At 64.2% G+C, this 13031-nt stretch carries 10 protein-coding genes; 6 read left to right on the plus strand and 4 right to left on the minus strand.

What is annotated here, in order from left to right:
- Positions 1–52: 52 nt before the first annotated feature.
- The 4 genes from XCSCFBP4642_RS27435 to XCSCFBP4642_RS0116965 all read right to left on the minus strand — a co-directional run bounded on the left by XCSCFBP4642_RS27435 (position 53) and on the right by XCSCFBP4642_RS0116965 (position 5898).
- Complete coding sequence (locus tag XCSCFBP4642_RS27435; protein ID WP_084624565.1) at positions 53–1300, minus strand: HlyD family secretion protein; 1248 nt, start codon at positions 1298–1300, stop codon at positions 53–55.
- Between the two features lie 199 nt (positions 1301–1499).
- A complete protein-coding gene (locus XCSCFBP4642_RS27440; protein ID WP_029220834.1) occupies positions 1500–1856 on the minus strand; it encodes a helix-turn-helix domain-containing protein in 357 nt (118 codons plus the stop codon).
- Positions 1857–2060: 204 nt separating this feature from the next.
- Positions 2061–4352 carry an NADP-dependent malic enzyme gene (locus tag XCSCFBP4642_RS0116960; RefSeq protein WP_029220835.1) on the minus strand — a complete coding sequence of 764 codons (2292 nt, stop codon included), beginning with the start codon at positions 4350–4352 and terminating at the stop codon, positions 2061–2063.
- A 199-nt stretch (positions 4353–4551) separates the two neighbouring features.
- The gene (locus tag XCSCFBP4642_RS0116965; RefSeq protein ID WP_029220836.1) at positions 4552–5898 is read right to left on the minus strand and encodes a dicarboxylate/amino acid:cation symporter; all 1347 of its coding nucleotides are present in this window, start codon (positions 5896–5898) and stop codon (positions 4552–4554) included.
- Between the two features lie 420 nt (positions 5899–6318).
- Between XCSCFBP4642_RS0116965 and XCSCFBP4642_RS0116970 the strand changes: the two genes are divergently transcribed.
- The 6 genes from XCSCFBP4642_RS0116970 (at position 6319) to XCSCFBP4642_RS0116990 (ending at position 13027) form a co-directional block, all read left to right on the plus strand.
- Complete coding sequence (locus XCSCFBP4642_RS0116970; RefSeq protein ID WP_029220837.1) at positions 6319–7491, plus strand: OprO/OprP family phosphate-selective porin; 1173 nt, start codon at positions 6319–6321, stop codon at positions 7489–7491.
- Between the two features lie 193 nt (positions 7492–7684).
- Positions 7685–10321 carry a hybrid sensor histidine kinase/response regulator gene (locus XCSCFBP4642_RS0116975; protein ID WP_029220838.1) on the plus strand — a complete coding sequence of 879 codons (2637 nt, stop codon included), beginning with the start codon at positions 7685–7687 and terminating at the stop codon, positions 10319–10321.
- 319 nt (positions 10322–10640) lie between these two features.
- The gene (locus XCSCFBP4642_RS30110) at positions 10641–10865 is read left to right on the plus strand and encodes a hypothetical protein (RefSeq protein ID WP_228325709.1); all 225 of its coding nucleotides are present in this window, start codon (positions 10641–10643) and stop codon (positions 10863–10865) included.
- A gap of 6 nt (positions 10866–10871) precedes the next feature.
- The gene (locus XCSCFBP4642_RS25135) at positions 10872–11456 is read left to right on the plus strand and encodes an N-acetylmuramoyl-L-alanine amidase-like domain-containing protein (protein ID WP_033898483.1); all 585 of its coding nucleotides are present in this window, start codon (positions 10872–10874) and stop codon (positions 11454–11456) included.
- A 275-nt stretch (positions 11457–11731) separates the two neighbouring features.
- Positions 11732–12802 (plus strand): aldo/keto reductase, encoded by a 1071-nt coding sequence (locus XCSCFBP4642_RS0116985; protein WP_029220839.1) that lies wholly within the window; start codon positions 11732–11734, stop codon positions 12800–12802.
- A gap of 15 nt (positions 12803–12817) precedes the next feature.
- A complete protein-coding gene (locus XCSCFBP4642_RS0116990; protein WP_029220840.1) occupies positions 12818–13027 on the plus strand; it encodes a hypothetical protein in 210 nt (69 codons plus the stop codon).
- Positions 13028–13031: the final 4 nt, after the last annotated feature.

A 13031-nucleotide genomic window follows, 5' to 3' on the forward strand; every position in this document is an offset into this window, starting at 1 on the left:
GTGCCTGGAGCTGGACGTTACCAGCAATTCACTGTCCCATCCAATGCTGCAGTCATCGGCCGAACACAGTTCCCCTGATTGAGTAGACAGGTTCAAGTACCCACTCAAAAAATGATCTCGACTCACCAAGAATGTCCGCATCCACAAGCATTCCTGGCTTTAATTGCTCAGAATTTCCGTACGCATCAACAGTTTGCTTCTTTAAGGCAACCGTTATTCTGTACATCGGTTCACGCGCCTCCGTCGCTTGATTCGTTTCAAATGTACTGCGACTGATCCGAGAAACGCGACCTTCATGGTGGCCAAATTTCTGATACGGATACGCTTGATATCTCAACAATACCTTATCCATTGGCTCAATGAAGCCAATTGCTTTGCTTGGAACCAGCAATTCAGCTTCCAAAACGCCATCCCCCGGCAATACACTCATCAGGGATTGACCGTTCTGTACAGCTTGTCCGGATTTTACTTGCTGGACCGACACTACCCCAGCCGCAGGAGCAATTACCGCAAGTTCGCCGCGTGCGATATTCTCAACTTTCTCTTGTTCAAGCGATGCAAGATCCCGCTGGAAATTTGCATAATCTGCTTGACTTTCACTCGGCAACTCTTCAAGCGCCTGCATTATCTGGTCAATCAATCTACGCGTAGATATTGCTTGCCTCTGCAGAGATTGCATCTCACTTTGCTGTGTTAACGCCACTGATTGCTGCTGCTTTATTTGTAGAATACTGACATATCTGTCATCCTCAAGCAGACGCAAGCGATCAACCGTCTCCTGAGCAATCCTGATTTGGTCTTTGCGGGTCGATATTTCGCGTCCTATTTGACGAAGCTCGCTTCGAGCATTCGCCAACTGATCAGTTAGTCCGTTATGCTTTGCTTCGAACTGCCTTCGCCTGGCTGTCCGAGCATCCTCCAAACTCAAGACCTTCCGTCCCAAGCGCGATTCAATTGCTGCGAGCGTGTCGCCATCGGTGGTTGTGGCGCGAGGCATCGTCAGTACAGCCACGACCTGACCTGCTTGCACCCGATCGCCCTCGGCTGCATAGATTCGCGAAATGAAGCCGCTTGTAGGCGCCACCACTATTGCCATTCCGTTTACAGGAACTAGCTGGCCGCCGACATGCGAGCGACGCGTGTATTTACCAAATACGAGCAGAAGAACCACAACAAGAGCTAGCATAGCAGCGCTTATTGCAAGCACCCAAAGCTTTGTAGGCTGAACCAGGGAAATGGAGCCCAGCCACCCTGCGCGCTTAGCCTCCAATACTTCATTACGGAAAAGATCTGACGGCATTTTCTACAACACTTCCCCTGTTGTGGCGAAACTGGCGACCTACCAACATTCGAGGTACTCCGAACGTCGTCACCTTATGCTCGTATTAGCATCTTGAATGCGCGTCAGATCAAGAGTCTTGCTGTGCCAGACTCAACAGTCGCCATCTTCAATGTTGTGCAGAACCAACATCGGATTGCGATCGCAGCCTTACCACACATCATTCCATATGGACGGACGCGCTCTCCAGCATGGCAACCAGCGTTGCGAGAAACGACACAGGCACATGCCGAGAAAGTTGCAGCATCCGCGACTCTAGATGGCGCCGGGAATCGGGCAAGGCGACATGGGCGACCGGCCTGGACACGGGCTCGCCGACCGCCAGCCACTCAAAACCGACTTGCAACTCCTGACTCAGGGTGCGCAGGTTGTCGACACTAGGAACGAAGCCACCATTGCGTTCCCAATGCGCAATGGTGGCGCGATGCACGCCCAGACGGGCAGCCAGTGCGCCTTGCGAAAGACCAAACGCCAAGCGTGCTGCCCTAATACGGCCAGCGACCAAATTATCATCCACACAGCAACTCTTCACCCGTCAAGCCCCCTGCAGCAAACGAACGCTGCCTTGCAGCATCCGATTCTGCCCGAACCGGCGGGCCTGTCAATCGTTCCGCAGAGCAAGCCGACGGCGCTTACCGACTTGGTTCGAATCCAGATCATGCTCCCGGCCTGCGCAGGCCGGGCGTTATAGGTTGGGGGCCAATCCTGCGGCCAACTACCGTCAGCCGACCTTTTCGGCCTCGCGCTGCCGGCGGATCTGCGCATCCACCGCGGCGATCGCGGTCATGTTCATGACCCGCCGCGAGGTGGCGCTGGTGGTGAGGATGTGCACCGGCTTGGAGATGCCCATCAGGATCGGGCCGATCGCCACGCCGTCGGTGAACACGCGCACCAGGTTGTAGGCGATGTTGGCCGCCTCCAGGTTCGGCAGCACGAACAGGTTGGCGCGGCCCTTCAAGGTGCTGTTGGGCATGATCTGCTTGCGCAGCGCTTCGTCCCAGGCGGTGTCGCCCTGCATCTCGCCGTCGATGTTGAGCTCGGGCTTGCGCTTGAGCAGCGCCTCGCGCACCTGGCGCATCTTCAGCGCATCGCGCGAGTCGTGGCTGCCGAAGTTGGAATGCGACAGCAGCGCGATGTTGGGCTCGATGCCGAACAGCTTGAGGCGGTACGCGGCCTGCAACGTGGCTTCGACCACCTGCTCCACCGTGGGGTCTTCCTGCACGTGCGTGTCCAGGAAGAAGAACACGCCTTGCTGGTTGATCACGCCGGTCATCGCCGAGGTGGAACTCACGCGCGGTTCCAGCGGGATCACGCTGCGCGCGTAGCCCAGCTTCTTGTGGAAGCGGCCGACCACGCCGGACAGCATCGCGTCGGCCTCGCCGCGCGCCACCATCACCGCGGCGATCAGCGTCGGACGCGAGCGCATCAGCTCCTTGGCCGCGGTCACGGTCACGCCGCGGCGCTCGGTGAGCGCGTGGTAGTACTGCCAGTAATCGTTGAAGCGGGGGTCGTCGAGGATGTTGGTGATCTCGAAGTCCACGCCGGCGGTCAGGCGCAGGCCCATGCGTTCGATGCGTGCTTCGATGACGTCCGGGCGGCCGATCAGGATCGGGAAGGCCAGGCCTTCGTCGACCACGTTCTGCACCGCGCGCAGCACCACTTCTTCTTCGCCTTCGGCATACACCACGCGCTGCTTGTCGGCGCGCGCGCGGTCGTAGACCGGCTTCATCATCAGGCTGGTGCGGTAGACGAACTGGCCGAGCTTGTCGCGGTAGGCCTCCATGTCGGCGATCGGGCGCGTGACCACGCCCGAGTCCATCGCCGCCTGCGCGACGGCCGACGACAGCTCGACCAGCAGGCGCGGGTCCAGCGGGCGCGGAATCAGGTAGTCCGGGCCGAAGCTCGGCGTCTCGCCGCCATAGGCTGCGCCCAGGTCGGAGGCCTCGCGCCGCGCCATCGCCGCAATCGCCTTGACGCAGGCGATCTTCATCTCTTCGTTGATGCCGGTGGCGCCCACGTCCAGCGCGCCGCGGAACAGGTACGGGAAGCACAGCACATTATTGATCTGGTTCGGATAGTCCGAGCGGCCGGTGCCGATGATGCAATCCGGGCGCACCGCCTTGGCCGCTTCCGGGGTGATTTCCGGATTCGGGTTGGCCAGCGCGAAGATCACCGGCTGGCGCGCCATTGTGGCGACCATTTCCGGCTTGAGGATGCCGGCTGCCGACAGTCCCAGGAAGATATCGGCGCCGTCGACGATTTCGGCCAGGGAGCGCTTGTCGGTATCGCGCGCGTAACGCTGCTTGTCCGGGTCCAGGTCGGTACGGCCGGTGTGGATCACCCCGTCGCGGTCCAGCGCCAGGATGTTTTCCGGCTTCAGGCCCAGCGAGACCAGCATGTTGACGCAGGAAATGCCGGCCGCGCCCATGCCGGTGGTGGCCAGCTTGACCTCTTCGATTTTCTTGCCGGTGACCACCAGCGCGTTGAGCACGGCGGCGCCGACGATGATCGCGGTGCCGTGCTGGTCGTCATGGAACACCGGGATGTTCATCCGCTCGCGCAGCTTGCGCTCGACGATGAAGCACTCCGGCGCCTTGATGTCTTCCAGGTTGATGCCGCCGAAGGTGGGCTCCAGGCTGGCGATGATGTCCACCAGCTTGTCCGGGTCGTTCTCGTTGATTTCGATATCGAACACGTCGATGCCGGCGAACTTCTGGAACAGCACGCCCTTGCCTTCCATCACCGGCTTGGACGCCAGCGGGCCGATGTTGCCCAGGCCCAGCACTGCGGTGCCGTTGCTGATGACCGCCACCAGATTGCCGCGCGCAGTGAGCTCGCTGGCCTGGGTGGCGTCCTCGACAATGGCTTCGCAGGCGAACGCCACGCCGGGCGAATACGCCAGCGACAGATCGCGCTGGGTCAGCATCGGCTTGGTCGCGGTGACCTTGATCTTGCCGGCCGGCTGCTGGCGGTGGTAGTCGAGGGCGGCCTGTTTGAAGTCGTCGGTGGACATCGGCTGTGTGGGTCTCGAAGGCGCAGGAGAACTGAATTCTACCCTCCTGCCTGAACAAGGGCCTGTCGCGCAGCTGTCAGCGCGGCAGGGAGATTGCATGCTGCAACGCAGCGCACGTGGCAACCTGCTAGCGGATCAACGCAAAAACGGCCCTGCACCCCGCCGGCAACGCCGACGGAGAACAGGGCCGTAGGAAACCTCAGCGTGCGCTGGCCGGAGCGACGACGTCGGTGGTACCGGGCGGCGCCTGCAGCGGCGGCGAGCGGCCATCCAGCACCAGCTTGAGCTGGTTGCGGTCCAGCGCATTTTCCCAGCGCGACACCACCACCGTGGCCACCGCGTTGCCGATGAAGTTGGTCAGCGAGCGGCATTCGCTCATGAAGCGGTCCACGCCCAGGATCAGCGCCATGCCGGCCACCGGCACGTCCGGCACCACCGACAGGGTCGCCGCCAGGGTGATGAAACCGGCACCGGTCACGCCGGCGGCGCCCTTGGAACTGAGCATCGCCACCGCCAACAGGGTGATCTGCTGGCCCAAGGTCAGGTCCACGTTGGTGGCCTGGGCGATGAACAGCGCCGCCAGGGTCATGTAGATATTGGTGCCGTCCAGATTGAACGAATAGCCGGTCGGCACCACCAGGCCCACCACCGACTTTTCGCAGCCGGCCTTTTCCATCTTCTCCATCAGCGACGGCAGTGCCGACTCCGACGACGAGGTGCCCAGCACCAGCAGCAGTTCGGCCTTGAGATAACGGATCAGCTTAAGCACCGAAAAGCCGCAGAACCGGCACACCAGGCCCAGGATCACCAGCACGAACAACAGCGAGGTGATGTAAAACGAACCCACCAGCCAGGCCAGGTTGACCAGCGATTCCACCCCGTACTTGCCGATGGTGAAGGCGATCGCGCCAAACGCACCGATCGGCGCGGCCTTCATCAGGATATGCACCAGGCGGAACACCGGCGCGGTCAGCGCCTCCAAAAAGCTCAGCACCGGACGTCCACGCTCGCCCACCAGGGCCAGCGCGATACCGAACAACACCGCCACGAACAGCACCTGCAGGATGTTGCCATCGACGAAGGCGCTGATCAGCGTCGCCGGGATGATGTCCATCAAAAAGCCGACCAGGCTCAACTCGTGCGACTTCTGCACATAGGTGTTGACCGCGCTCTGGTCCAGCTCGGCCGGGTTGATGTTCATGCCGGCGCCGGGCTGCACCACGTGCGCCACGATCATGCCCACGATCAATGCCAGCGTGGAGAAGAACAGGAAGTAGGTCATCGCCTTGGCGAAGACCCGGCCCACCGTCTTGAGATGGGTCATGCCGGCGATGCCGGTGACGATGGTCAGGAAGATCACCGGGGCGATGATCATCTTCACCAGCTTGATGAAGGCGTCGCCCAGCGGCTTGAGGCTTTCGGCAAACGCCGGCTCGAAGTGGCCCAACAGGGCGCCGAGGACGATGGCCACCACCACCTGGAAATACAGCTGGCGGTAGAAGGGCACGGACGCCGGCAACGGGCCGGCAGGCTTGCTGATGTGCATGACGCCACTCCGAGGGAACTGGGGGGTGCCTGAGCAGGTACCCGGTGCCCGCATTCTGGCCGCACGTCACAGCCCGGGCCGATAACCCATTGGTACTACGGATGCGCCGCCGCGCCGCAAGTGCCTGCCGGGCGCCGCGCTGCAGGTGTTGCAACCCCCTGCCAAATAAGGACTTTATGCACGGTCTGCCCCACCGCAGGGGCTCGCAGGGACACCACGGGCATGCGTCTGCAGCACTGTCCGTCGGATGAACCTGGTCTTACACTTCAGCCGCGCCGCCGCCGGCCGTTAATTCCGTTTAACGCAGACACCGAAGTTTCTGTGCAGTCGCCGTCCGGAACCTGCGCGCTTGCTGAAGCTGTTCACCGCGATCGCCATGGCAGGACGCCCCGGCCCCTTTCATTGCCGAAGACCACTCCTATGCGCCTCAATCTGCTTGTCCTGGCGTTGGCTCTTGCCATCGTCCCCGCCGCTGCCAATGCAGCCACCTCGATCGAAAACTGGCCGACCAAGGTCACCTTCGGTGACGGCACCGAGCTGGGTCTGACCGGCAACTACGCCTACGACGACAACAACTTCTCCGGCGACGACCGCCTGGAAGACCGCACCGACTTCCGCCGCAAGGAATTCGGCGCCACCATCAAGAAGAAGGGCGTCTACGACGCCATGGTGTACTTCGACTTCGAAGCCAAGCTGTGGCTGGACGTGTTCTACCGCTTCGAGACCAAGGCGCTGCTGGGCCAGGATTATGGCCGCGTGCGGATGGGCTACATGAAGGTGCCGGTGGGTCTGGAAGCGGTGCAGAGCTCGCGTGCGGGCAGCTTCATGGAACTGGGCCTGCCGGTGCAGGCGGTGTTCCAGGGCCGTCGGACCGGCGTGGAATGGACCCTGGAGCGCCAGCAGTACCTGCTGCAGGCCGGCGCGTACGGCGGCAAGGATCTGCAGGGCGACAACCCGGGCACCACCCAGGCGGTGCATGCCGCATGGACTCCATTCAAGGCCGAAGGCAACGTACTGCACCTGGGTATTGCCGGCTCGGTCGAGAATCCGCGCGGTTTCAGCGACGGCCGCGGTGTGTCCTTCAGCCCGCGCGTGCGCCTGCGTGCCCGCCCGGAAGCCGGCCTGACCGACGTGCGCCTGATCGACACCGGCACCATTCTCGATGTGGACCACGTGATCCGCACCGGCGTGGAAGCGGTGTGGATCCACGGCCCGTTCTCGCTGCAGAGCGAAGCGCTGCGTGCCGAAGTGGCGCGTAACGCTGGCCAGCCGCACTTCATCGCCCAGGGCCAGTACGTGTACGGCACCTGGTCGCTGACCGGCGAGTCGCGCAGCTATGCCGGTGGCGTGCCGGGCAACATCAAGCCGGCGCACAACTACGGTGCGGTCGAACTGACCGCCCGCTACAGCCGCCTGAATCTGGAAGACAACAATGTCCACGGCGGCCGTCAGCACGACACCACCATCGGCGCCAACTGGTACCTCACCAGCCACTTCAAGTTCCAGGCCAACTACAGCTGGGTGGATTCCTCGCGCAATGGCGTGCATGAAACCCCGCACGTGATGGAACTGCGCGCGCAGGTGCAGTTCTAAGCAACGCTGCGGCGATGTAGCGCGCGGGCAACGCATCGCCGCGCGCTGGTTTCGCCCACGCAGTGCTGTCGTTGCGAACGGCAGCAGGCAATGCCATACGGCCGCATCCAGTCACGGGTGCGGCCGTTGCCGTTTTGGGACGCGTGACCAGGCGATGGCTGCGCGTACGGGAGCAGATCGCCATACTTGCACGATGTATGCATCGCAACGCCGCCGTCTGCTGCTCACCCTGGCCATCGTGCTGGGCGGGATGGTCGTGGCCATGCTGGCGGCCGGGCATTTTGTCGAACAGAGTGCGCTGCGCGACGAAAGCGTTACCGTGCGCCGGCAGTTGCGGCTCTATGCGCAGGCGCTGCAGCAGCGCATCGACCGCTATCGCACCCTGCCGCAGATCCTGGCGCTGGACCCGGAACTGCGCGCTGCGGTGTCCGGCCCGCTGTCGCCGGCCCAGGTGGATGCGCTCAACCGCAAGCTCGAACGCGCCAACAACGTCACCCAGTCGTCCACGCTGACCCTGATCGACCGCAACGGCATCGCGCTGGCAGCCAGCAACTGGCGTGCGGCGCGCAGCAACGTGGGCGTGGACTACGCATTCCGCCCCTACTACCAGCAGGCGCTGGCCACCGGCAGCGGCAGTTTTTACGGCATCGGCATGACGACCAGCGAGCCGGGCTATTTCCTGTCGCAGGCCATCGTGGACGCTGCCGGCCAGGTGCAGGGCGTGGTGGTGATCAAGATCGCGCTGGCCGCGCTGGAACGCGAATGGCTGCAGACGCCGGACATCGTGCTGGCCTCCGACGCGCACGGGGTGGTGTTCCTGGCCAGCCGCCCCACCTGGCGCTACCGCATGCTGGCGCCGCTCACCCCGCGCGACCGCACCGAACTGCAGCGCACCCGCCAGTACGCCGACCAGGGGCTGTTGCCGCTGCGCCGCCGGCTGATCGAACAGACCGGCAACGGCGGCGTGCTGGCCGAGGTACGCGACCCGCCCTTGGGTGCACCGGTGCTGTGGCAGACCCTGGAAGTGCCGGAAAGCGGCTGGCGCCTGCATCTGCTGCACGACACCCGCGCCAGCGCAGCCGCCGGCCGCGCAGCGGCCATCGCCGCCGCCGGCACCTGGCTGGCGCTGGCCTTGCTGTGGTTGTTCGTGCAGCAGCGGCGGCGCCTGTCGGCGCTGCGCCAGCGCAGCCGGAACGAACTGGAGACGCTGCTGCAACAACATGCCGAAGAACTGCGCACCGCCCAGGACGGTGTGGTGGCCGCCGCGCAGCAGTCCAACGCCGGCCTGAGCCGCAGCCTGGAACACCTGCCGCAGGGCGTGGTGGTGATCGACGAGGCGCTCAAGCTGGTGGCATGGAATTCGCGCTATGTGGAGCTGTTTCGCTTTCCACCGGAACTGCTCAAGATCGGCCGCCCGATCGAGGACCTGTTCCGCTTCAACGCCCGCCGCGGCTTGCTGGGTCCCGGGCCGATCGAGGCGGCCATCGAGCGCCGCCTGAATCACCTGCGCAGTGGCAAGCCGCATATGCGCGAGAGCGAGAAGGAAGACGGCACGGTGCTGGAAATCCGCGGCAATCCGCTACCCGACGGCGGGTTTGTCACCAGCTATGCCGACATCACCAGCTACAAGAACGCCGCGCGCGAACTGCGCTCGCTGGCCGATGCGCTGGAGCACCGCGTGGCCGAGCGCACCCGCGACCTGGCCGCCGCCAAGCGCGAAGCCGAAAGCGCCAATCGCTACAAGACTCGCTTCGTTGCGTCGGCCGTGCACGATCTGCTGCAACCGCTCAACGCCGCGCGCATGTTCGTGTCGGTACTGCGTGGGCAGGTGCGCGACCCCGCCGGCAAGCGCGTGGTCGACAATATCGACGGCGCGCTCGCCGCGCAGGATGCAATCCTCAACAGCCTGCTCGATATCTCGCGGCTGGAGGCCGGCAGCCTGAAGACGCAGGTGCGCGACTTCGCACTCGCCCCGCTGATGGAGACGTTGGCACGCGAGTTCGGCATCCTGGCCGAAGACCGCGGACTGGCGCTGGATTACGTGCCCACCTCGGCAGTGGTGTTGAGCGACGAAACCCTGCTGCGCCGCATCCTGCAGAACTTTTTGTCCAACGCGATCCGCTACACCCCGCGCGGCCGCGTGCTGATGGGATGCCGGCGACGCGGCGGCTGGCTGCGCATCGAAGTGCACGACCAGGGCCCGGGCATTCCCGACGCCTTGCAGCATGAAATCTTCGAAGAGTTCCGCCGCCTGGACGATGGCGTGGCCAACGACCGCGGCGCCGGCCTGGGGCTGGCGATCGTCGAACGCATCGGCCGCCTGCTGGGCCACCGCGTCGGCCTGCGTTCCACGCTGGGCAGCGGCAGCGTGTTTTCGGTCAGCGTGCCGCTGGGCGAGCGCACTGCCATCGCCAGGCAGCAGTTGCCGCCCGCCGAGCCCGGCAACGACCCCATCCTGCACGGCTGCCGCGTGTGGTGCGTGGACGACGACCCGCGCGTGTGCGACGCCACCCGTGCCCTGCTCGAACGCTGGGAATGCCGGGTGGATTTTGCCGGCGGCCCGGACGCTGCGCTTGCCGGCGCCAGTGCCGACGATGCGCCGGAACTGTTGCTGCTGGATGTACGCATGGGCGCGCACTACGGCCCCATGCTGCTGCCGCGCCTGGTGGAACGCTGGCAGCGCGAGCCACGCATCATCCTGATCACCGCAGAACCGGACCCGGCCCTGCGCGAGCACGCACAGGAGCTGGGATGGGGCTTTCTCTCCAAGCCGGTGCGCCCGCCGGCCCTGCGTGCATTGATGACGCAAATGCTGTTGCGACGCGGATGATGCGCGCGGTCGGCAAACCTGCGTCTGCACATAGAACCTGATGACCGGCTCGCCTCCAGGATGTCGGGTTTCTGACCGCAAGAAGACCGCATGATGTCCTGCCACGCGGCATGTGTCTTATGCCGTGATTTGCAGGCCCTGCCCTGCAGCGTGTGCGGTCTGTTGGCTCGTTTCAGCGCACCGAAATGCGCGCGATTTCAATCGCGCTTGCCTGAGGGCGATACGGTGCATGCGCATCTGTGTGTGCAAGAGTGCGCTTGCACACGCACCCACCCGATTTTTCTCCCCCCGGAAAATTTGGAGCCATCATGCCTGCCTGATGTTCGCCTCGTTGCTTGTCGCCGGCTGCGCGGCAGATCTGCCGGTGCAGGCTGCAACGCCACCCGCCGCCGTGCAGCCGGCTGGCCCGGTGCGCGCGGAGATCGACCCGTCCACGCTGCACACCTTGAACCGCGTGCTGGATCAGGTCTCCAACCATCGCGGTCTGAGCGCTGGGCATCTGATCAAGGTGATCTCGGCGGAATTTCTTGGCACGCCGTATTAGGCCAATATGCTGCAGGGCTCGGCCACCACGCCGGAGAAGTTGATCATTGATTTCAGGGGTCTGGATTGCTTCACCTATCTGGACTACGTGGAGGCGGCGCGCCACGCCTATTCGCAGCAGGATTTCGTCGACCGCCTGATCCTGACCCGTTACGTCGATGGCATCGTGGGCTTTACCACGCGCAAGCACTTCTTCTCGGACTGGGTCACCCGCTTCTACCCGCTTGCCGAGGACATCACCGCAGCGCTGAGCTCCAAGGCCGTGCGCGTGGACAAGGCGCTCAACCTGAAAGCCGACGGCAGCTTCTACCTGCCCGGTTTGCCGGTGGTGCAGCGGACCATCACCTACATCCCCGCCGCCGATGTGGATCGCCAGGTCATCCGACAACTGCGTAGCGGCGACTATATCGGCAGATACTCCCCGGCCGCCGGGCTGGATGTCAGCCATGTCGGCATCTTCCTGCAGACCGAACAGGGCCCGGTGCTCCGCAATGCCTCGTCGCGACCGGAAAACGAGAAGGTGGTGGATTCGCCGTTCATGGAATACGTCGGCAGAACCGTCGGCATCGTGGTCTATCGGCCAAAGCCCTGAGGACAGCCTGACCTGGACACCTTGTGTCCACATCGACCCAGGTCCAACGCGCATCGTGGGAGCGGCCCCGGCCGCGAGGGCCGTCCCCTGATGGCAACGCCCTCGCGGCCAGGGCCGCTCCTACAGGGGCAAGAGCAGCCTGCCACGACGGCGCACCCGGCCATCGATCCGGAGGATCGGGCAAGGATGGCGGATAACCAGGCTCACGCTGGCCTGCCGGTTGGCGGCAATGTGCATCGCACACCACATGCCGCCAACCGCAGGAGGAACCACGCATGACCCAGACACGTTCGTTGAACCAGTATCGTCTGCTCGGCCGCTCCGGGCTGCGCGTCTCGCCGCTCTCGCTGGGCACCATGACCTTCGGCGAAGAATGGGGCTGGGGCGCCGATGCCAAGGAGGCCGAGCGCATCTTCGCCGCCTACGCCGAGCGCGGCGGCAACGTGATCGACACCGCGGTCAACTACACCAACGGCGGCGCCGAGCGCATCGTCGGCAAGCTGATCAGGAAGCGTCGCGAGCGCTTCGTGCTGGCCACCAAGTTCACCATGGCGCGCGATGCGGACAACATCAACTCCGGCGGCAATCACCGCCTGAACCTGATCCGTTCGGTCGAGACCAGCCTGCGTCAGCTCGACACCGATCGCATCGACCTGCTGTACCTGCATGCCTGGGATTTCACCACCTCGCCGGAGGAAGTGATGCGCGGGCTGGATCACCTGGTGCAATCGGGCAAGGTGCTGTACCTGGGCATCTGCAATACCTCGGCCTGGCGTGTAGCGCAACTGCAGACCCTGGCCGACCTGCGCGGCTGGGCGCCGCTGGTGGCGCTGCAGATCGAATACAGCCTGGTCGAACGCAGCGTCGAACACGAACTGATGCCGATGGCGCGCGAGCTGGGCCTGGGCGTGTTGCCGTGGTCGCCGTTGGGCGGCGGCATCCTGACCGGCAAGTACAGCCGCGATGATCTGTCTGACGACAATGCCGCAGAGGTGGCGACCAGCCGCAAGGGCGTGATTGCCTCCACCGGTCATCTCAACGCACGTTCGCTGGACATCGCCGATGTGGTCGGCAGCATCGCCGAGGAACTGGGCGCCTCGCGCTCGCAGGTGGCGCTGGCCTGGACCTTGCAACATCCTGCGGTGGTCTCGCCGTTGGTGGGTGCGCGCACGCTGCAGCAGGCCGAAGACAACTTCGGCGCGCTGGACATCGTGTTCAGCGACGAGCAGCTGGCCCGCCTGGATCAGGCCAGTGCGCTGGCGCCGATCTTCCCCGAACGCTTCATCGGCCGGCCGATGGCGCAGCAGTTGATCTACGGCACGCATGCATTGCAGCTGCGCAGCTGAGACCGGAGTGACCGCATGAGCAGATCGTCCACCTTCGCAGCGTCACTGTTGATCGCCGTGGCGTGCATCGCGGGCACCGGAGCCACCGCCCCGGCGGCGGCGGCCGACAGCTGCGTCGACCAGGCGCTGCAGCCTTGCAACAAGCGCATCGTCGATGCGGCCTTTCCACGCTGGGAAGCCGGTGGCGGCAACCCCGCCCAACTCGAACGCAGGACACGCCGATGACCGA

Origin of the sequence: Xanthomonas cassavae CFBP 4642 (assembly GCF_000454545.1) — a bacterium.
GTDB lineage: Bacteria > Pseudomonadota > Gammaproteobacteria > Xanthomonadales > Xanthomonadaceae > Xanthomonas > Xanthomonas cassavae.